Source organism: Sphingobium sp. LSP13-1-1.1, assembly GCF_040676415.1.
Classification (GTDB): domain Bacteria; phylum Pseudomonadota; class Alphaproteobacteria; order Sphingomonadales; family Sphingomonadaceae; genus Sphingobium.
In genome coordinates this window covers 175,127-192,538 of sequence record NZ_JBEGHU010000034.1, presented here as the reverse complement: position 1 = coordinate 192,538, position 17,412 = coordinate 175,127, and the positions used below count along the sequence as shown (strand labels likewise).

At 62.9% G+C, this 17,412-nt stretch carries 27 protein-coding genes; all 27 read right to left on the bottom strand.

From position 1 onward, the window contains the following. Window positions 1–18 precede the first annotated feature (18 nt). Entirely contained in the window at window positions 19–558 is a 540-nt protein-coding gene (locus MRBLSP13_RS16210; protein ID WP_363755558.1) for an SRPBCC family protein, read from the bottom strand. A 197-nt stretch (window positions 559–755) separates the two neighbouring features. After that, window positions 756–1,412: an adenylate kinase gene (locus tag MRBLSP13_RS16205; protein ID WP_363755556.1), complete on the bottom strand. Its 657-nt coding sequence runs from the start codon at window positions 1,410–1,412 to the stop codon at window positions 756–758. A gap of 48 nt (window positions 1,413–1,460) precedes the next feature. After that, on the bottom strand, window positions 1,461–2,825 hold the full coding sequence (gene secY / locus MRBLSP13_RS16200) for a preprotein translocase subunit SecY (protein WP_363738614.1): 1,365 nt from the start codon (window positions 2,823–2,825) through the stop codon (window positions 1,461–1,463). A gap of 249 nt (window positions 2,826–3,074) precedes the next feature. Then, the gene (gene rplO, locus MRBLSP13_RS16195; RefSeq protein ID WP_025547286.1) at window positions 3,075–3,599 is read right to left on the bottom strand and encodes a 50S ribosomal protein L15; all 525 of its coding nucleotides are present in this window, start codon (window positions 3,597–3,599) and stop codon (window positions 3,075–3,077) included. A gap of 138 nt (window positions 3,600–3,737) precedes the next feature. Continuing rightward, window positions 3,738–3,917 (bottom strand): 50S ribosomal protein L30, encoded by a 180-nt coding sequence (gene rpmD, locus MRBLSP13_RS16190; protein ID WP_133652666.1) that lies wholly within the window; start codon window positions 3,915–3,917, stop codon window positions 3,738–3,740. Window positions 3,918–3,923: 6 nt separating this feature from the next. Further along, a complete protein-coding gene (gene rpsE / locus MRBLSP13_RS16185) occupies window positions 3,924–4,631 on the bottom strand; it encodes a 30S ribosomal protein S5 (RefSeq protein WP_133652665.1) in 708 nt (235 codons plus the stop codon). Between the two features lie 2 nt (window positions 4,632–4,633). Beyond that, window positions 4,634–4,987: a 50S ribosomal protein L18 gene (gene rplR / locus MRBLSP13_RS16180; protein ID WP_133652664.1), complete on the bottom strand. Its 354-nt coding sequence runs from the start codon at window positions 4,985–4,987 to the stop codon at window positions 4,634–4,636. Window position 4,988: 1 nt separating this feature from the next. Continuing rightward, on the bottom strand, window positions 4,989–5,522 hold the full coding sequence (rplF, locus tag MRBLSP13_RS16175; RefSeq protein ID WP_133652663.1) for a 50S ribosomal protein L6: 534 nt from the start codon (window positions 5,520–5,522) through the stop codon (window positions 4,989–4,991). Further along, a complete protein-coding gene (gene rpsH / locus MRBLSP13_RS16170) occupies window positions 5,522–5,917 on the bottom strand; it encodes a 30S ribosomal protein S8 (protein WP_025547278.1) in 396 nt (131 codons plus the stop codon). Before rpsH ends, rplF begins: the two co-directional genes overlap by 1 nt. 12 nt (window positions 5,918–5,929) lie before the next feature. After that, a complete protein-coding gene (gene rpsN / locus MRBLSP13_RS16165; RefSeq protein WP_007707881.1) occupies window positions 5,930–6,235 on the bottom strand; it encodes a 30S ribosomal protein S14 in 306 nt (101 codons plus the stop codon). 51 nt (window positions 6,236–6,286) lie between these two features. After that, on the bottom strand, window positions 6,287–6,859 hold the full coding sequence (rplE, locus tag MRBLSP13_RS16160) for a 50S ribosomal protein L5 (RefSeq protein ID WP_133652661.1): 573 nt from the start codon (window positions 6,857–6,859) through the stop codon (window positions 6,287–6,289). Beyond that, window positions 6,859–7,170, bottom strand: coding sequence for a 50S ribosomal protein L24 (gene rplX / locus MRBLSP13_RS16155; protein WP_133652660.1), 312 nt, complete (start codon window positions 7,168–7,170; stop codon window positions 6,859–6,861). Before rplX ends, rplE begins: the two co-directional genes overlap by 1 nt. Then, window positions 7,170–7,538, bottom strand: coding sequence for a 50S ribosomal protein L14 (rplN, locus tag MRBLSP13_RS16150; RefSeq protein ID WP_007686569.1), 369 nt, complete (start codon window positions 7,536–7,538; stop codon window positions 7,170–7,172). Before rplN ends, rplX begins: the two co-directional genes overlap by 1 nt. Before the next feature lie 200 nt (window positions 7,539–7,738). After that, on the bottom strand, window positions 7,739–8,002 hold the full coding sequence (rpsQ, locus tag MRBLSP13_RS16145) for a 30S ribosomal protein S17 (protein WP_006960320.1): 264 nt from the start codon (window positions 8,000–8,002) through the stop codon (window positions 7,739–7,741). Between the two features lie 12 nt (window positions 8,003–8,014). After that, window positions 8,015–8,218, bottom strand: a complete 204-nt coding sequence (gene rpmC / locus MRBLSP13_RS16140) for a 50S ribosomal protein L29 (RefSeq protein WP_066700948.1) — start codon at window positions 8,216–8,218, stop codon at window positions 8,015–8,017. Between the two features lie 3 nt (window positions 8,219–8,221). After that, window positions 8,222–8,653: a 50S ribosomal protein L16 gene (rplP, locus tag MRBLSP13_RS16135; RefSeq protein WP_007686573.1), complete on the bottom strand. Its 432-nt coding sequence runs from the start codon at window positions 8,651–8,653 to the stop codon at window positions 8,222–8,224. Window positions 8,654–8,674: 21 nt separating this feature from the next. Continuing rightward, the gene (rpsC, locus tag MRBLSP13_RS16130; protein ID WP_021239758.1) at window positions 8,675–9,370 is read right to left on the bottom strand and encodes a 30S ribosomal protein S3; all 696 of its coding nucleotides are present in this window, start codon (window positions 9,368–9,370) and stop codon (window positions 8,675–8,677) included. A gap of 5 nt (window positions 9,371–9,375) precedes the next feature. After that, window positions 9,376–9,762 (bottom strand): 50S ribosomal protein L22, encoded by a 387-nt coding sequence (gene rplV / locus MRBLSP13_RS16125; RefSeq protein WP_363738609.1) that lies wholly within the window; start codon window positions 9,760–9,762, stop codon window positions 9,376–9,378. Then, a complete protein-coding gene (rpsS, locus tag MRBLSP13_RS16120) occupies window positions 9,762–10,040 on the bottom strand; it encodes a 30S ribosomal protein S19 (RefSeq protein ID WP_007686576.1) in 279 nt (92 codons plus the stop codon). The genes rplV and rpsS overlap by 1 nt, the downstream gene beginning before the upstream one ends. A gap of 5 nt (window positions 10,041–10,045) precedes the next feature. Next, window positions 10,046–10,882, bottom strand: coding sequence for a 50S ribosomal protein L2 (gene rplB, locus MRBLSP13_RS16115; protein WP_022682112.1), 837 nt, complete (start codon window positions 10,880–10,882; stop codon window positions 10,046–10,048). A 2-nt stretch (window positions 10,883–10,884) separates the two neighbouring features. Continuing rightward, window positions 10,885–11,202 (bottom strand): 50S ribosomal protein L23, encoded by a 318-nt coding sequence (locus MRBLSP13_RS16110; protein WP_030538851.1) that lies wholly within the window; start codon window positions 11,200–11,202, stop codon window positions 10,885–10,887. Next, complete coding sequence (rplD, locus tag MRBLSP13_RS16105) at window positions 11,195–11,818, bottom strand: 50S ribosomal protein L4 (protein WP_133652658.1); 624 nt, start codon at window positions 11,816–11,818, stop codon at window positions 11,195–11,197. Before rplD ends, MRBLSP13_RS16110 begins: the two co-directional genes overlap by 8 nt. Window positions 11,819–11,820: 2 nt before the next feature. After that, entirely contained in the window at window positions 11,821–12,576 is a 756-nt protein-coding gene (gene rplC / locus MRBLSP13_RS16100; RefSeq protein WP_133652657.1) for a 50S ribosomal protein L3, read from the bottom strand. Between the two features lie 274 nt (window positions 12,577–12,850). After that, on the bottom strand, window positions 12,851–13,159 hold the full coding sequence (gene rpsJ, locus MRBLSP13_RS16095; protein ID WP_007686587.1) for a 30S ribosomal protein S10: 309 nt from the start codon (window positions 13,157–13,159) through the stop codon (window positions 12,851–12,853). A gap of 208 nt (window positions 13,160–13,367) precedes the next feature. Beyond that, complete coding sequence (gene tuf / locus MRBLSP13_RS16090) at window positions 13,368–14,558, bottom strand: elongation factor Tu (RefSeq protein ID WP_133652656.1); 1,191 nt, start codon at window positions 14,556–14,558, stop codon at window positions 13,368–13,370. 136 nt (window positions 14,559–14,694) lie between these two features. Next, complete coding sequence (fusA, locus tag MRBLSP13_RS16085) at window positions 14,695–16,767, bottom strand: elongation factor G (RefSeq protein WP_133652655.1); 2,073 nt, start codon at window positions 16,765–16,767, stop codon at window positions 14,695–14,697. A gap of 174 nt (window positions 16,768–16,941) precedes the next feature. Continuing rightward, entirely contained in the window at window positions 16,942–17,412 is a 471-nt protein-coding gene (gene rpsG / locus MRBLSP13_RS16080) for a 30S ribosomal protein S7 (RefSeq protein ID WP_363738602.1), read from the bottom strand.

Genomic DNA, 17,412 nt, shown 5'->3' with positions numbered 1-17,412 from the left:
ATCAATGGGGAAGCATCTTCAGGGTTGTCCTGATTCGGCGGCGCGTTTCAGCCCCTGCAACTGCTCGGCCAGTACCCGGTCGACGACAGGCGCCATGCCCGCCGCGCCCGTGCGGAGATAGCCGCCAACGGCATAGCTCATCCTGACCTGGACGCCCTTGCCGTTCGGTACGATGTCAAAGGTCAGCGTCCCGGTCACCGCCTCGGCCTGCAATGGCCCCAGCGCCCCGGAGAGGCGCAGCAGGCGGTCCGGCGCTGCATGGATCACGCGCGCATGTTCGACGCTGCCGGGCTGGCCGGGCTTCCCCGGCACTTTTTCGCAAAAGCAACCGCCGGCCACGGGATCAAGGGAGAGATTGGCGGCGTCGCCGCTATAGCTGTGCTGCCCGTTCCACCAACGGGCAGGTTGAGCCAGGAGCTGGTAGACTGTGGCCGCATCAGCCGAAACATCGACGCTGTTTTCGACGGCGAAGCCCTGTTCGTTGCTGCCCGTGACAGCAGAATGGGCGGGCACGGCCATCGCCATACCCGCCCATATTCCGATCCGATGCTTTCCCATCGCGGTCCCCCTCCCTGATCAGGAGGACGAGCCTAGAGCGATTTCCAAGTGATGGGAACCGATCGCTGGCTAAGAAATCGCTACAAACAAGGAATCCAGAGCGGCGATCTGATTCAATCAGATCGAAACCCGCTCCAGTTCCGATTGCCGCATTTGCCGAGGGGGCAGATGTGATGATCGAGCGTGAAAAATGAAGTTCAGGCGCCCTTGCCGTCCAATATGGCGGCAATCGCGACCGTCACCTCGTCCATGTCGGCCATGCCGTCGACACGGGAAACAATACCCCGCGCTTCGTAGATCGGCAGGATCGGCGCGGTCTTGGCCCGATATTCGGCCATGCGCGTGCGGACGGTTTCCTCATTATCGTCCGGGCGGCGCTTGAACTCATGCCCGTGGCATTTGTCGCACTCACCCTCGACCTTCGGCTGCTTGAAGCTGTCATGATAGCCCTCTCCGCAGGTCGCGCAGGTGAAACGGCCGGTGATGCGCTCCACCAGGGCGTCCTCATCCACTTCCAGCTCGATCACATGATCAAGCGTCCGGTTGCGGTCGGCCAATATGCCGTCCAGCGAATGCGCCTGCGCCTCGGTCCGCGGATAACCGTCGAAGATCACGCCGGTTTCAGACGCCAGGGCATCCAGCGCCTCCCCGATGATGCCCGACACGATCTCGTCCGACACGAGTTCGCCGGCCTCCATCACCGCCTTGGCCTTGAGCCCGATGGGCGTTCCCGCCTTCACCGCCGCGCGCAGCATGTCGCCCGTCGACAGTTGCACCATGCCCCGGCTGTCCACCAGACGCGTCGCCTGCGTTCCCTTGCCGGCGCCCGGCGGGCCGAGCAGAATGATATTCATGTCGCGCATTCTCCCCTGTTCTTCGCGCTTTTTTCCGTTCCGCGCCGCCTAGCGCAGACGTCCCTTCAACTTCGCCTTCTTGATCAGATCCCCATATTGATGGGCGAGCAGGTGGCTCTGGATCTGGGTCACGGTATCGACCGTAACATTGACAACGATCAACAGGCTAGTCCCACCAAGGTAGAAGGGAATGCCCGCCCGCGCGATCACGAATTCCGGGACCAGGCAGATGAAGGCCAGATAGGCCGCGCCGATCACCGTGATGCGGGTGAGCACATAGTCGAGATAATTTTCGGTGTTCTTGCCCGGACGGATGCCGGGAATGAAGCCGCCGTTGCGCTTCAGATTGTCTGCAGTTTCCTCCGGGTTGAACACCACGGCGGTGTAGAAGAAGCAGAAGAAGACGATGCCGAGGCCGTAAAGCCCCATATAGACCGGGCTGCCGTGCGACAGATATTGGTTCAGCGTCAGCACGAAATCGCCAAGCTTGCTCTCGCCTGCCACGGTCTGTCCGGCGAACTGCGAGACGGTGAGCGGCATCAGCAGCAGCGAACTGGCGAAGATCGGCGGGATCACGCCTGCGGTATTGACCTTCAGCGGCAGATGGCTGCGGTCGGCCTGCATCAGGCCCTGCCGCGTCTGGCGCTTGGGATATTGGATCAGCACCCGGCGCTGCGCCCGTTCCATGAAGCAGATGAAGGCGATGAGGCCAAAGCCCAGCACGATCACCAGGAAGATGACAAGGCCCGAGATCGCACCCGTGCTACTCGACTTGAACAGATTGCTGAGCGTCACCGGCAATTGTGCGACGATGCCCGCCATGATGATGAGCGACACGCCATTGCCGATCCCGCGGGAGGTGATCTGCTCGCCCAGCCACATCAGGAACATGGTGCCGCCGATCAGCGAGATCACAGCCGCGACGCGGAACAGATAGCCCGGATCGACCACGGCCTGCACACCCGACTGGGCGCCGAAGCTTTCCAGGCCGACGGCGATGAAATAGCCCTGCACGGCAGTCAGGCCGACCGTGCCGTAACGGGTATATTGGTTCAGCTTCTTGCGGCCGCTCTCACCTTCCTTCTTGATCGCTGCAAGCTGCGGCGAGAGGGAGGCGGCAAGCTGCACCACGATCGAAGCGGTGATGTACGGCATCACGCCGAGCGCGATCAGGCTCATGCGCGAGAGCGAACCGCCCGAGAAGGTGTTGAAGATGTCGAGAATGCCGCCATTGGTCTGCTTGTAAAGCTGCGACAAGGCGGTCGGATCGACGCCCGGCAACGGCACGAAGCTCAGGAAGCGGAAGACGATCAGCGCGCCCAGCGTGAACCACAGGCGCTTCTTGAGGTCGGTCGCCTGGCTGAACTTCGCCAGGCTGAGATTGGATGCGAGCTGGTCGGCTCTCGATGCCATCTTGGCTGCCCTTCAAAACATCTTGCCGGATTGGAAAACCCGGAGCGGAATCGCTAACCCCTTAGCGGGGTGATGAGGCACTGTCGAACCGGGAATTGCACTCCGTCCATTCCAAATGGCCTTTGCGCCCGTCGCCAGGCCCAGCCTCAACTCGATATGGACGGCGCGGGTTCTGGAGTCCTCAAAACACATGGCCCCGCTCACCCATATCGGGCAGCGGGGCCATGCTTGCAAGCCTTACGGCCTAATTCACGCCTTCTTCGCAGCCTTGGCGCTGCCCTTCTTGGCAGCGGCCTTTTCAGCGGCCGGAACGACGGCGATCACTTCGACCTTGCCGCCAGCCTTCTCGACGGCTTCGACAGCGCCCTTCGACGCGCCGGCGACGAGCAGATTGACCTTGGCGGTGAGTTCGCCCTTGCCCAGCAGGCGCACGCCATCCTTGCCGCCGCGGGCAAGGGCCGCAGCCTTCAGCGCCGCGTGATCGATGGTGGCGTTGGCGTCCAGCTTGCCGGCGTCGATCGCCTTCTGCACCGCGCCCAGGTTCACGATCGCGTAATCCTTGGCGAAGATGTTGTTGAAGCCGCGCTTCGGCAGCCGCATGTGGAGCGGCATCTGGCCGCCCTCGAAGCCGTTGATGCTGACACCCGAACGCGCCTTCGCACCCTTCTGGCCGCGACCGGCGGTCTTGCCCTTGCCCGAGCCGATACCACGGCCGACGCGCATCCGGCCCTTGCGGGCACCGGCATTGTCATTGAGTTCGTTGAGCTTCGTCATTTCGTGCACTCGCTTTCGCTTTTGTCGCGCTGCTCCCAGTCGGGAGCCACCAAAGAGGACGCGCCATTAGCGCCCTTTCTCAAAAAACGAAAGAGGGGTTTCCCCCTCTCCCGCTTCATTCGTCATGATCGAAAGGACTCAGCCTTCGACCACCGCCACCATATGGGGCAGCTTCGCGATGGCACCGCGGACTTCCGCCGTGTCTTCCAGCTCCACCACACGGTGCATCTTGCCAAGGCCCAGGCCGACCAGAATCTTCTTCTGGGCTTCCGGGCGGCGGATCGGCGAACCGATCTGCTTGATCTTGATTTTCGCCATGCTGTCTTACTCCGCAATCGCTTCGGCGTCGGCCTGGGCGACTTCGGCCGAGGCGCCGCCGCGACGAAGCAGGTCGGCGACCTTCTTGCCGCGACGCTGCGCCACCGCCTTGGGGCTGACCTGCTCACCCAGCGCCGCGAACGTCGCCCGGATCATGTTGTAGGGGTTCGACGTGCCGTTCGACTTGGTCACGACGTCAGCGACGCCGAGGCTTTCGAACACGGCGCGCATCGGACCGCCGGCGATGATGCCCGTACCGGCCGGAGCCGAGCGAACCGTCACCTTGCCCGCGCCGAAGTGGCCGAGGCCATCATGGTGCAGGGTGCGGCCTTCCTTCAGCGGAACGCGAACCATCGCCTTCTTGGCCGAAGCGGTCGCCTTGCTGATGGCCTCCGGCACTTCGCGCGCCTTGCCATGGCCGAAGCCCGCACGGCCCTTGCCATCGCCGACAACGACGAGAGCTGCGAAGCCGAAGCGCTTGCCGCCCTTGACGGTCTTCGAGACGCGGTTGATGTGAACCAGCTTCTCGATCAGCTCTTCACCCTGTTCCTCGTCACGGTTGCCGCGACGGTCGTCGCGACGGCCGCGGCCGCCACGCTCGCCGCGGTTGCGGTCGCCGCCACGACCCCGGCCGCGACGGCCTTCGGTCTGCTCGCCGCCCTCGACAGCAGCGGGAGCGCCCGCCTGTGCCTGGATATCGTTTTCGTCAGCCATGATCAGAACTCCAGCCCGGCTTCACGGGCCGCATCGGCCAGCGCCTTGACGCGGCCATGGAACAGGAAACCACCGCGGTCGAACACGACCTGGGTGACGCCGGCAGCGGTTGCCGCAGCGGCAACGCGCTTGCCGACATCCGCAGCGGCATCGGCAGTGGCGCCGGTCTTGCTGCGCACGTCCTTGTCCAGGGTCGACGCGGCGGCCAGGGTCTTGCCCTGCGCATCGTCAATGACCTGGGCGTAGATGTGACGGCCCGAACGGTGGACGCTGAGGCGCGGACGGGTGCCCGAAACAGCCTTGAGCGCGGTGCGAACGCGACGACGACGCCGCGCGAAGAGGGAAAGCTTTGCCATCTTACTTCTTCTTCCCTTCCTTGCGGAAGATGAACTCGCCGGCGTATTTGATACCCTTGCCCTTATAGGGTTCGGGCTTGCGCCAGCGGCGGATCTCGGCGGCAACCTGACCCACCTTCTGCTTGTCGATGCCGCTGATCTCGACCGTGGTGTTATCCGGGGTCTTGATCTCGATCCCTTCGGGGATCTCGAAATCGACGTCATGCGAATAGCCGAGCTGCAGCTTCAGGGTCTTGCCCTGCGAGTTGGCGCGGTAGCCGACGCCGGTGATCAGCAGCTTCTTGGTGTAACCCTCGGTCACGCCAGTGATCAGGTTGGCGACCAGCGTGCGCTGCATGCCCCAGAAAGCGCGGGCGCGCTTGCTGTCATTGGCAGGCTTCACGGCGATCGTGCCGTCTTCGATGCTGTAGGTCACTTCGTCGGCCAGCGGCATGGCGAGGGTACCCTTGGGGCCCTTCACCGACAGCTGACCGTCGGCGATGGCGGCGGTCACGCCCGCGGGGACAGCGACCGGCTTCTTACCAGTACGGCTCATCAGAACACCTCCGCCAGCACTTCGCCGCCGACATTCTGTTCGCGCGCCTCGGCGTCGGACAGAACGCCCTTGGGCGTCGAGACAATGGTGATGCCAAGGCCGTTGCGCACGACGGGCAGTTCCTTGGAACCCGAATAGACGCGGCGGCCAGGCTTCGAGACGCGGGCGACATGCTTGATCGCCGGCTGGCCCTCGAAATATTTGAGCTCAATGCGAAGGCCGGCATGCTTGCCGAGCAGTTCCTCGGAATAGCCGCGGATATAGCCTTCGCGCTGCAGCACGTCGAGCACGCGGGCGCGAAGCTTCGAAGCGGGGGACACGACGCTGTCCTTCTTCGCCTGCTGCCCGTTGCGGATGCGGGTGAGCATATCACCCAGGGGATCGGTCAATGCCATCTCAAATGATCCTTACCAGCTCGACTTGGTGACGCCGGGGATCAGGCCCTTGTTGGCCAGATCACGCAGCTGCACGCGGCAGAGGCGGAATTTGCGGTAATAAGCGCGGGGACGCCCCGTCAGTTCGCAGCGGTTCCGAACGCGGGTCGGGTTGCCGTTGCGGGGGATCTCCGCCATCTTCAGACGCGCGATCAGGCGATCGCTGTCATCGGCCGCGGTATCATTCGCGATCGCCTTGAGCTTCGCATAGCGGCCGGCATATTTCTTCACCAGCTTCTTGCGGCGCTCATTCTTGTTGATCGAACTCAGTTTCGCCATGACTTAAGTTCTCTTTCCTTGGGTGTCTTTGGAAAGAGAAGCGGGGCCCTGTCAGGCCGCCTGCTTCTCTTCGATCGGGAAGGGAAAGCCGAAGAGACGCAGCAGTTCGCGCGCTTCATCGTCCGTCTTCGCCGTGGTGGTCACGATGATGTCCATGCCGCGCACCTTGTCGATGCGGTCATAGTTGATCTCGGGGAAGATGATCTGCTCCTTGATGCCGAAGGCATAGTTGCCACGGCCGTCGAAGCTCTTCGGGTTGAGACCACGGAAGTCGCGCACGCGGGGCAGAGCAACGTTGATCAGGCGATCAAGGAACTCGTACATGCGCTCGCGGCGCAGCGTGACCTTGGCGCCGATCGGCATGCCTTCACGCAGCTTGAACTGCGCGATCGACTTGCGGGCCTTGGTGATGACCGGCTTCTGGCCGGCGATCAGTTCCATTTCCTCGGCCGCCGAAGTCACCTTCTTCTTGTCCTGGGTGGCTTCGCCAACGCCCATGTTGAGCGTGATCTTCTCGATCTTCGGCACTTCCATGACGTTCTTGTAACCGAACTTCTCGGTCATCGCCTTGGCGATCTCGGCGTCATAGAGCGCCTTCGAACGGGGGATGTACTTGTCGCTCATTACAGCACCTCACCGGACTTGACGGCGACGCGGACCTTCTTGCCGTCGCGATCCTCGAAACGGACGCGGGTCGGCTTGCCATCCTTGTCGGCGACAGCGACGTTCGAAATATGGAGCGGCGCGGGCTTGCGCTCGATGCCGCCCTGCGGGTTCGCCTGGTCGGGCTTGCGGTGACGCGCATGCACGTTGATGCCCTCGACGAGGACGCGGTCCTCCTTCGGCATCACCTGCAGCACCGCGCCGGTGCGGCCCTTGTCCTTGCCGGCCAGGATGACGACCTTGTCGCCCTTCTTGATCTTGGCAGCGCTCATTACAGCACCTCGGGGGCGAGCGAGATGATCTTCATGTGCTTCTTGGCGCGCAGTTCGCGAACGACCGGGCCAAAGATACGGGTGCCGATCGGCTCCTCGTTCTTGTTGATGAGCACAGCGGCATTGCCGTCGAAGCGAATCACGCTGCCGTCAGCGCGACGCACGTCCTTGGCGGTGCGCACGATGACGGCGCGATGCACGTCACCCTTCTTCACCTTGCCACGAGGCGCAGCTTCCTTGATCGAGACGACGATGATGTCGCCCACGCTCGCGAAGCGACGCTTCGATCCGCCCAGCACCTTGATGCACTGGACGCGCTTGGCGCCGCTGTTGTCAGCGACGTCAAGATTGGATTGCATCTGGATCATGGATCCGGTTCCTTCTTATTTGGCCTACCGGGACAATTCCCGGCGGTTCCGAATTTCACTGCCTAGAGCCTTTGGGCGACTCATCTGACTCGCCCTGGAGGAGCCATCTGACTCTACGCGAAGCGCGGGCCTGTACCCTTTCCAGGCGGAAAAGGCCAGCCCCGCGCGACACTTTTATTCAAAGGCCCAGCGAGCCTCCCTCAGGCCGCCGTCTCCGGCGACTTGTGGGTGTCCACGCGCTCGATGACCTTCCAGGTCTTGAGCTTGGAAATCGGAGCGGTCTCCTCGATGCGGACCGTTTCGCCTTCCTTGTAGACATTGCCCTCGTCATGGGCATGATATTTCTTCGAGCGGCGAATGATCTTGCCGTAGAGCGCATGCTTAACCTTGCGCTCTACGCGAACCACCACCGTCTTGTCGGTCTTGTCGGAAACCACCGTTCCCGTCAGCACGCGCTTGGGCATCGTGTGTTTCCTTTACTTCGCGGCCGAGCGCGAACGCTCGGTCTGCAGGGTCTTGATCTGCGCGATCGACCGGCGGACTTCACGCACCCGGCTGGGCTTTTCCAGCTGGTTGGTGGCCGCCTGGAAACGCAGGTTGAACTGCTCGCGCTTCAGGTTGTTGAGTTCGGTCGACAGCTCGTCGTCCGTCTTGGTCTTGAGGTCGGCAACGTTCGCCACGGCTTAGCCCTCCAGGTGCGAGGTGTCGCCGAGGCGGGCAACGACCTTGGTCTTGATGGGCAGCTTCATCGCGGCGCGCGAGAAGGCCTCTGCTGCGAGCGGGCCGGGAACGCCGTCCAGTTCGAACAGGATGCGGCCGGGCTTGACGCGGGCCGCCCAATATTCGACCGAACCCTTGCCCTTGCCCTGACGGACTTCGGCAGGCTTCTTCGACACCGGAACGTCGGGGAACACGCGGATCCACAGACGGCCCTGACGGCGAAGGTGACGCTGGATCGCGCGGCGGGCCGCCTCGATCTGGCGGGCCGTGACGCGCTCGGGTTCCAGGGCCTTCAGACCATAGGCGCCGAAGTTCAGAGCCGATCCGCCCTTGGCGTCGCCCTTGATCCGGCCCTTGAAGGTCTTGCGGAACTTCATTTTTTTCGGTTGCAGCATGACGCTATTACCTTCTTATCTTCAGCGCGCCGGGCGCACGCCGGAGGTCTGAGCCTCCAGCATCAGCCGGTCGGTAGCCATCGGATCGTGACCAAGGATTTCGCCCTTGAAGATCCAGACCTTGATGCCGCAGACGCCATAAGCGGTGTGCGCTTCGGCTTCGGCATAGTCGACGTTCGCGCGCAGCGTGTGCAGCGGAACGCGGCCTTCGCGATACCATTCGACGCGGGCGATCTCCGCGCCGCCCAGACGGCCGCCGCAGGTGATCTTGATGCCTTCAGCGCCCAGACGCAGGGCCGACTGCACCGCACGCTTCATCGCACGGCGGAACGCCACGCGACGCTCCAGCTGGTCGGCAATGCCCTGCGCAACAAGCTTGGAGTCGATTTCCGGCTTGCGGATCTCGACGATGTTCAGGCTGACGTCCGAAGAGGTCAGGCTGCCCAGCTTCTTGCGCAGCTTTTCGATGTCCGCGCCCTTCTTGCCGATGATGACACCGGGACGGGCAGCGTAGATCGATACGCGGCACAGCTTGGCGGGACGCTCGATCACGACCTTGGAGATCGCGGCCTGCGGCAGGTTCTTCATGATGTACTGGCGGATCTTCAGATCCTCCAGCAGCAGGCGGCCATAGTCGGCGCCTTCGGCGAACCAGCGGCTGTCCCAGGTACGGTTGATCTGCAGGCGCAGACCGATCGGATTGCTCTTGTGACCCATGTCTCTTACGCCTCCGCTTCTTCAGCTGCTTCGCGAACGACGATGCGCACGCGGCTGAAGGGCTTCAGGATCCGGGTCGACTTGCCGCGGCCGCGAGCGTGGAAGCGCTTCATGGTGAAGCTCTTGCCCACCGATGCTTCCGCGACGACCAAGCTGTCGACGTCCAGATTGTGGTTGTTTTCCGCATTGGCGATGGCCGAAGCCAGCACCTTGCGCACGTCGACCGCCATCGCCTTCTTCGAGAAGGCGAGGATGTTCAACGCATCCTCGACCTTCCGGCCGCGGATGAGCGTGGCGACCAGGTTCAGCTTCTGGGCAGAACCGCGGATCTGCGTGCCAACGGCCAGCGCCTCATTCTCGGCGACGCGACGGGGAGCCTTTTCCTTGCTCATTAGCGCTTGCCCTTCTTGTCGGCAGCGTGGCCGGGGAAGTAGCGGGTCGGGGCGAATTCGCCCAGCTTGTGACCCACCATGTCCTCGTTCACCGAAACCGGCACATGCTTGCGGCCGTTATAGACGTTGAACGTCAGGCCGACGAACTGCGGCAGGATGGTGGAGCGGCGCGACCAGGTCTTGATCGGACCCGAACGGCCACCGGCGTCCTGCGCCACTTCCGCCTTCTTCAGAAGGCTGAGGTCCACGAACGGACCTTTCCAGACGGAACGAGCCATCTCGCTTACCTCTTCTTCTTCGCGTGGCGGCTACGGATGATGAATTTGTCCGTCGCCTTGTTGTGGCGGGTGCGCGCACCCTTGGTCGGCTTGCCCCAGGGCGTGACCGGATGACGGCCGCCCGAGGTCCGGCCTTCACCACCGCCATGCGGGTGATCGACCGGGTTCTTCGCCACACCGCGCGTCAGCGGGCGCTTGCCCAGCCAGCGGTTGCGGCCGGCCTTGGCGAGGTTGGTGTTGGCATTGTCCGGGTTCGACACGGCACCGACGGTGCCCATGCAATCCGAACGGATGTAGCGCTGCTCGCCCGAGGACAGGCGAACCATCACCATGCCACGATCGCGGCCGACCAGCTGGGCGTAGGTGCCCGCCGAACGGCAGAGCTGACCGCCCTTGCCGGGCTTCATCTCGATATTGTGGATGATGGTGCCGACTGGCATCTGGCCCAGTTCCATCGCATTGCCCGGCTTCACGTCGGTCTTCTTGCCGGCGATGACCTTGTCACCGGGCGCCAGACGCTGCGGCGCCAGGATATAGGCCTGGGTACCGTCGGGATAGTTGACCAGTGCGATGAAGGCGGTGCGGTTGGGGTCATATTCCAGACGCTCGACCGTGCCTTCCACGTCCCAGAGGCGACGCTTGAAGTCGATGATGCGGTAACGCTGCTTGTGGCCGCCGGCGATGCCGCGCGAGGTCACATGACCCTTGTTGTTGCGGCCGCCGGTCTTGCGCTTGCCTTCGGTCAGCGCCTTGACGGGCTTACCCTTGTGCAGGCCGCTGCGGTCGACGAGGATCAGGCCGCGCTGGGCCGGGCTCGTCGGGTTGTAGCTCTTAAGCGCCATGGTCAGCGCACTCCTTCGGTGATGTCGATCGACTGGCCGTCAGCCAGACGAACGATCGCCTTCTTCACATCCGAACGGGTGTAGGGCTTGCCCTTCCACTTCTTCGTCTTGCCCTTGGCGACCAGCGTGTTGACGCTCTTGACGGTCACGCCCCAGAGCGCTTCGACGGCGGCCTTGATCTCCGGCTTGGTCGCGTCATTGGCGACCTTGAAGACCACGGCGTTGTTTTCGGAGAGAAGGGTCGACTTCTCGGTGATGACCGGGGCGACGACGACGTCATAATGACGGTTGTCAACCTTTGTGGCTTCTTTCTTAGCCATTGAAACGCGCCTCCAGCTTTTCGACCGCGGCGCGCGTCAGCACCAGCGAATCCGCCCTAAGGATGTCGTAGACATTGGCGCCGACGGCCGGCAGCAGGTCCACGCCGACGATGTTCGCCGAAGCCTTCGCGAAGCTGACGTTCACCGCGTCGCCGTCGATGAACAGCGCCTTGTTGAGGTTCAGCTTGGCGAGGTGCGCGACCAGAGCCTTGGTCTTGCCTTCCGCCACGTCGAGATTGTCGAGAACGATCAGCGAGCCGTTCTTCGCCTTCGTCGACAGGGCCATTTTCAGGCCGAGCGCACGAACCTTCTTGTTGAGGTCGTGGCCGAAGGTGCGGGCACGGGCACCGTGCGCCTTACCACCGCCGATGAACACGGGCGCCTTGCGATCGCCGTGACGGGCCGTGCCGCCACCCTTCTGGCGACCGAACTTCTTGCCGGTGCGGGCGACATCCGAACGCTCGCGAGTGGCGCGAGCTGGCGCACGACGCTTTTCGAGCTGCCAGAGGACTACGCGGTGCAGAATGTCGGTGCGGGGCTCGACGCCGAACACGGCATCGTTGAGCTCCAGATCACCGGCAGCCTGCGCGTCGAGGGTCTGTACATTGACCTTCATGATTAGCCCTCCTGGCCTTCGGTCGCTTCGGGAGCGGCCGCTGCTTCAGCGGGCGTCTCAGCCGGAGCGTTGTTGCTGTTGGCGGCAGCCTTGAGGCTCGCCGGATAAGGCGCGTCGGCGGGGCGCTTCACCTTGACGGCGTCGCTGACGGTCAGCCAGGTGCCCTTGGCGCCCGGAACCGAACCCTTGACGAACAGCAGGCCGCGCTCGACGTCGGTGCGGACGATTTCGAGGTTCTGCTGCGTGCGCTCGCGGTCACCCATGTGGCCCGCCATCTTCTTGTTCTTGAAGACGCGACCCGGATCCTGACGGTTACCGGTCGAACCATGGGCACGGTGGCTGATCGACACGCCGTGGGTAGCGCGCATACCGCCGAAGCCCCAGCGCTTCATGGCGCCGGCGAAACCCTTACCCTGGGTGTGACCGGCGACGTCGACCAGTTGGCCGGCAATGAAATGATCGGCCGCGATCTCGGCGCCGACATCGAGGAGCGCGTCCTCGGCGACACGGAATTCGACCAGGCGCGCCTTGGGCTCCACTTCCGCCTTGGCGAAGTGGCCGCGCTGCGGCTTGGCGACATTCTTGACCTTCGCGACACCCGCGCCGAGCTGAACCGCGACATAACCGTCGCGATCGACTTCCTTGCGGGCCACGACCTGGTTGCCCTCAAGGGCCAGAACCGTAACCGGAATATGACGTCCGTCCTCCTGGAACAGACGGGTCATCCCGACCTTCTTAGCGATCACGCCTGTGCGCATCACTGATTACTCCCATAGAGGCCCGCCTTAGCAGCGGGCGTATCCAACGAAAAAACCGCTCAGGATCTCTCCCTCGCGGCCCAACCCAATAGCATGATCACCCCGTCCGGGTTGGATGCCGACCCCTGCTCGGGGAAGGCGACGGGGGACCAGGACCACGAGCCATTCCGGTTCACCGGAGGGGCCGTGCGGTATCCCTTGTGTCCTTTGAGCTTCCGGCAAGCCAGAATGCCCGATACCCTGCCCTCATAATCGAGAGCAGGGACTTGCCAGCTTACGCCAGCTTGATTTCGACGTTCACGCCGGCGGCCAGATCCAGCTTCATCAGCGCGTCGACCGTCTGGGGCGTCGGCTGCACAATGTCAAGCATGCGCTTGTAGGTGCGGACTTCGAACTGCTCGCGCGACTTCTTGTCGATGTGCGGGCCACGGTTGACCGTGAACTTTTCGATGCGCGTCGGAAGGGGAATCGGACCGCGAATGAGGGCGCCGGTGCGGCGGGCGGTGTCGGCGATGTCGCCGGTCGCCTGATCGAGCACGCGATGATCGAACGCCTTGAGGCGAATGCGGATGTTGCTGTCCATTGTTCCTGTACCGATGCGAAAGAGCCAAAAACCCGGAGCATTTTCAAAAATCAGCCGGAGCAGCCGATGATTTATGAAAATGCGCCAACCAAAAAATATCCGCCCCGTTTCTTGCCCTTCTAGCTCTATCGAGCCGGAGAAAGGCGATCCGGGGCGGTAAAAAACTCAGCGGCGCGAATCAGGCGATTCGCGCCGCTGCGGTCCTATATTACTTCGAGATCGTGCCGACAACCCCTGCGCCGACGGTCCGGCCGCCTTCGCGGATCGCGAAGCGCAGACCCTGGTCCATGGCGATCGGAGCGATCAGCTTGACGCCGAGCTTCACATTGTCGCCAGGCATGACCATCTCGGTACCCTCGGGGAGGATCACTTCGCCGGTCACGTCGGTGGTGCGGAAGTAGAACTGCGGACGATAGTTCGCGAAGAACGGCGTGTGACGACCGCCTTCTTCCTTCGACAGGACGTAGACTTCTGCGTCGAACTCGGTGTGCGGGGTGATCGTGCCGGGCTTGGCCAGAACCTGGCCGCGCTCGACTTCTTCACGGCCCACGCCACGGATCAGCGCGCCGATGTTGTCGCCCGCACGACCTTCGTCGAGCAGCTTGCGGAACATTTCGACGCCGGTGACGGTGGTCTTGCGGGTGTCCTTGATGCCGACGATCTCGACTTCTTCACCAACCTTGACGATACCGGTTTCGACACGGCCGGTCACGACGGTGCCGCGGCCCGAGATCGAGAACACGTCTTCGATCGGCATCAGGAAGGGCTTGTCGATCGGACGCTCCGGCTGCGGGATGAAGGTGTCGACCGCTTCCATCAGCTTCAGAACGGCGTTCTTGCCGATTTCGTCGTTCGAACCGTCCAGAGCCTTGACGGCCGAGCCGGGGATGACGGGGATGTTATCGCCGTCGAAGTCGTAGGACGACAGCAGCTCGCGGATTTCCAGCTCGACCAGCTCGAGGATTTCGGCGTCGTCGACGAGGTCAACCTTGTTCATGAACACGACGAGCTGCGGCACGCCGACCTGGCGGGCGAGCAGGATGTGCTCGCGGGTCTGCGGCATCGGGCCGTCGGTGGCCGAAACGACGAGGATCGCGCCGTCCATCTGGGCCGCACCGGTGATCATGTTCTTGACGTAGTCGGCGTGACCCGGGCAGTCGACGTGCGCGTAGTGACGGGCTTCGGTCTCATATTCGACGTGGGCGGTCGAGATGGTGATGCCGCGCTCGCGCTCTTCGGGAGCCTTGTCGATGTTGGCATAGTCAACGAAGGTCGCGCCGCCGGTTTCGGCAAGCACCTTGGTGATCGCCGCGGTCAGCGAGGTCTTGCCATGGTCGACGTGACCGATGGTGCCGATGTTGCAGTGCGGCTTGTTCCGCTCAAACTTAGCCTTAGCCATTTTATCCTACCTTCTAATCAAATCAGCTTTGGTCTGACCGCTCGGCCGCGCCTCGCGAAGGCGCGTCCATAGCAGCAAATTTACAGAATGCCAGCCCAAAACCGAGCCACTTGCGCGGCCCGGCCAGGGAAACTCATCAGGCCATCTTCGCCTTGACCTCGTCCGCCACATTCTGCGGCACTTCATCATAGTGCGAGAAGATCATCGAGTAGTTCGCGCGCCCCTGGGTGAAGGAACGCAACGAATTCACATAGCCAAACATGTTGGCCAGCGGCACCATGGCCTCGACCACCTGCGCGTTGCCGCGCGTGTCGGTGCCCTGGATCTGACCGCGACGGCTGTTCATGTCGCCAATGACGTCGCCCAGATATTCTTCCGGGGTGACGACCTCGACCTTCATGACCGGCTCAAGCAGGGTGATGCCCGACTTCTGCGCAGCTTCGCGCATCGCGGCGCGACCGGTGATTTCGAACGCCAGCGCCGACGAGTCGACGTCGTGATAGGCGCCGTCGTAGAGCAGGATTTCGAAGTCGATGATCGGGAAGCCGATGAGCGAACCGGTGGCCGCCGTCTCGCGCATGCCCTTTTCGATCGCGGGGATATATTCCTTGGGAATGTTACCGCCCTTGATCTCATCCTTGAAGATGATGCCCGCGCCACGTTCGCCCGGGGTCAGCTTGACCTTGATGCGACCGAACTGGCCGGTGCCGCCCGACTGCTTCTTGTGGGTGTAGTCGATATCGACCGGCTTCTTGAGATATTCGCGGTAAGCCACCTGCGGCGCACCGACATTCGCCTCGACCTTGAACTCGCGCTTCATGCGGTCGACCAGGATTTCGAGGTGAAGTTCGCCCATGCCCTTGATGATGGTCTGGCCCGATTCGTGATCGGTCGTGACACGGAAGGACGGATCCTCGGCGGCCAGACGATTGAGCGCGACGCCCATCTTTTCCTGGTCGGCCTTGGTCTTGGGCTCGACCGACAGCTCGATCACCGGCTCGGGGAATTCCATCCGCTCCAGGATGATCGGCTGGCGCTCGGCGCACAGCGTATCGCCGGTGGTGGTTTCCTTCATGCCGGCCAGAGCGACGATGTCGCCGGCATAAGCCGCTTCGACGTCTTCACGGCTGTTGGCATGCATCAGCAGCATGCGGCCGATCTTTTCCTTCTTGTCCTTGACCGAGTTCAGATAGGTGCCCTTGGTCAGGGTGCCCGAATAAACGCGCAGGAAGGTCAGCGAACCGACGAACGGATCGTTCATGATCTTGAACGCCAGGCCCGCGAAGGGCGCGTCGTCCGCCGTCTTGCGGCTGTCGGGCTCCTCGGTGTCGGGGTTGATGCCCTGCACGTCGGGGATGTCGAGCGGCGAGGGCAGATAGTCGACGACCGCGTCGAGCAGCGGCTGCACGCCCTTGTTCTTGAATGCCGAGCCGCACAGGACCGGCGTGAACGCCTGGCCCAGCGTGCCCTTGCGGATCAGCTTCTTGAGCGTGGCGGTGTCAGGCAGGTTGCCTTCCAGATAGGCTTCCATCGCGTCGTCGTCCTGCTCGACGGCGAGTTCGATCAGCTTTTCGCGATATTCGGCCGCCTTGTCGGCGAGATCAGCCGGAATTTCCTCATAGGAGAATTCAGCGCCGAGATTCTCGTCCTTCCAGATGATCGCGCGGTTCTCGACCAGGTCGACCAGGCCCTTGAAGTCCGATTCCGTGCCGATGGGCAGATAGAGGACGGCCGGGGTCGCGCCGAGACGGTCGATGATCGTCTGCACGCAATAATAGAAATCGGCGCCGGTGCGGTCGAGCTTGTTGATGAAGCACATCCGCGGCACCTTGTACTTGTCCGCCTGGCGCCACACGGTTTCCGACTGCGGCTCAACGCCCGCGACACCGTCGAACGCGGCGACCGCGCCGTCGAGCACACGCAGCGAACGCTCGACCTCGATGGTGAAGTCGACGTGGCCGGGGGTGTCGATGATGTTCAGGCGGTGGTCGTTCCAGAAACAGGTCGTCGCAGCCGACGTGATGGTGATGCCACGCTCCTGCTCCTGCTCCATCCAGTCCATGGTAGCGGCGCCGTCATGGACTTCGCCGATCTTGTAGGACTTGCCGGTATAGTAAAGGATACGCTCCGTCGTGGTGGTCTTGCCGGCGTCGATATGCGCCATGATACCGAAATTGCGATAGCGTTCGAGCGGATGGCTGCGGGCCATGATGCTTCTCCGTTGCCGGTGCGCCGGCGGTTGGGGATTCGTTAAATCTGCGCGTGGCCCCTAAACCAATCCGTCCGCCATGGGTAGCCACCCGTGGCGAACGGACCGATTTTTTGAAACCATGAGAGGAAGCGAGCGATATGGGTGCCCGCTTCGCCTTTTTCCAGCGCCGGATTACCAGCGATAGTGCGAGAAGGCGCGGTTCGCTTCCGCCATGCGGTGCGTGTCTTCGCGCTTCTTGACGGCATTGCCGCGATTGTTGGCGGCATCCAGCAGCTCGCCCGACAGACGGGCAGCCATGGTGGTTTCGCTGCGGTTGCGCGAAGCCGTGATCAGCCAGCGGATCGCCAGCGCCTGGGCGCGCTCGGGGCGCACTTCGACGGGAACCTGGTAGGTCGCACCGCCGACGCGGCGGCTGCGGACTTCGATGCCGGGCTTCACATTGTTCAGCGCATCGTGGAACATCGCGATCGGATCCTTCTTGGACTTCGTCTCGACAGTGTCGAGAGCGCCGTACACGATGGATTCGGCGACGGCCTTCTTGCCGTCCTGCATGATGCTGTTCATGAACTTCGACAGCACGACATCACCGAACTTGGGATCCGGCAGGATGACGCGCTTTTCGGGGCGACGACGACGTGACAT

What these genes read in the sequence shown, in the direction of transcription:
- MRBLSP13_RS16210 (WP_363755558.1), bottom strand. Translation starts at nt 558, where the DNA reads ATGGGAAAGCATCGGATCGGAATATGGGCGGGTATGGCGATGGCCGTG.
- MRBLSP13_RS16205 (WP_363755556.1), bottom strand. Translation starts at nt 1,412, where the DNA reads ATGAATATCATTCTGCTCGGCCCGCCGGGCGCCGGCAAGGGAACGCAG.
- secY (WP_363738614.1), bottom strand. Translation starts at nt 2,825, where the DNA reads ATGGCATCGAGAGCCGACCAGCTCGCATCCAATCTCAGCCTGGCGAAG.
- rplO (WP_025547286.1), bottom strand. Translation starts at nt 3,599, where the DNA reads ATGACGAAGCTCAACGAACTCAATGACAATGCCGGTGCCCGCAAGGGC.
- rpmD (WP_133652666.1), bottom strand. Translation starts at nt 3,917, where the DNA reads ATGGCGAAAATCAAGATCAAGCAGATCGGTTCGCCGATCCGCCGCCCG.
- rpsE (WP_133652665.1), bottom strand. Translation starts at nt 4,631, where the DNA reads ATGGCTGACGAAAACGATATCCAGGCACAGGCGGGCGCTCCCGCTGCT.
- rplR (WP_133652664.1), bottom strand. Translation starts at nt 4,987, where the DNA reads ATGGCAAAGCTTTCCCTCTTCGCGCGGCGTCGTCGTCGCGTTCGCACC.
- rplF (WP_133652663.1), bottom strand. Translation starts at nt 5,522, where the DNA reads ATGAGCCGTACTGGTAAGAAGCCGGTCGCTGTCCCCGCGGGCGTGACC.
- rpsH (WP_025547278.1), bottom strand. Translation starts at nt 5,917, where the DNA reads ATGGCATTGACCGATCCCCTGGGTGATATGCTCACCCGCATCCGCAAC.
- rpsN (WP_007707881.1), bottom strand. Translation starts at nt 6,235, where the DNA reads ATGGCGAAACTGAGTTCGATCAACAAGAATGAGCGCCGCAAGAAGCTG.
- rplE (WP_133652661.1), bottom strand. Translation starts at nt 6,859, where the DNA reads ATGAGCGACAAGTACATCCCCCGTTCGAAGGCGCTCTATGACGCCGAG.
- rplX (WP_133652660.1), bottom strand. Translation starts at nt 7,170, where the DNA reads ATGAGCGCTGCCAAGATCAAGAAGGGCGACAAGGTCGTCATCCTGGCC.
- rplN (WP_007686569.1), bottom strand. Translation starts at nt 7,538, where the DNA reads ATGATCCAGATGCAATCCAATCTTGACGTCGCTGACAACAGCGGCGCC.
- rpsQ (WP_006960320.1), bottom strand. Translation starts at nt 8,002, where the DNA reads ATGCCCAAGCGCGTGCTGACGGGAACGGTGGTTTCCGACAAGACCGAC.
- rplP (WP_007686573.1), bottom strand. Translation starts at nt 8,653, where the DNA reads ATGCTGCAACCGAAAAAAATGAAGTTCCGCAAGACCTTCAAGGGCCGG.
- rpsC (WP_021239758.1), bottom strand. Translation starts at nt 9,370, where the DNA reads ATGGGTCACAAGAGCAATCCGATCGGTCTGCGCCTGCAGATCAACCGT.
- rplV (WP_363738609.1), bottom strand. Translation starts at nt 9,762, where the DNA reads ATGAGCAAGGAAAAGGCTCCCCGTCGCGTCGCCGAGAATGAGGCGCTG.
- rpsS (WP_007686576.1), bottom strand. Translation starts at nt 10,040, where the DNA reads ATGGCTCGTTCCGTCTGGAAAGGTCCGTTCGTGGACCTCAGCCTTCTG.
- rplB (WP_022682112.1), bottom strand. Translation starts at nt 10,882, where the DNA reads ATGGCGCTTAAGAGCTACAACCCGACGAGCCCGGCCCAGCGCGGCCTG.
- MRBLSP13_RS16110 (WP_030538851.1), bottom strand. Translation starts at nt 11,202, where the DNA reads ATGGCTAAGAAAGAAGCCACAAAGGTTGACAACCGTCATTATGACGTC.
- rplD (WP_133652658.1), bottom strand. Translation starts at nt 11,818, where the DNA reads ATGAAGGTCAATGTACAGACCCTCGACGCGCAGGCTGCCGGTGATCTG.
- rplC (WP_133652657.1), bottom strand. Translation starts at nt 12,576, where the DNA reads ATGCGCACAGGCGTGATCGCTAAGAAGGTCGGGATGACCCGTCTGTTC.
- rpsJ (WP_007686587.1), bottom strand. Translation starts at nt 13,159, where the DNA reads ATGGACAGCAACATCCGCATTCGCCTCAAGGCGTTCGATCATCGCGTG.
- tuf (WP_133652656.1), bottom strand. Translation starts at nt 14,558, where the DNA reads ATGGCTAAGGCTAAGTTTGAGCGGAACAAGCCGCACTGCAACATCGGC.
- fusA (WP_133652655.1), bottom strand. Translation starts at nt 16,767, where the DNA reads ATGGCCCGCAGCCATCCGCTCGAACGCTATCGCAATTTCGGTATCATG.
- rpsG (WP_363738602.1), bottom strand. Translation starts at nt 17,412, where the DNA reads ATGTCACGTCGTCGTCGCCCCGAAAAGCGCGTCATCCTGCCGGATCCC.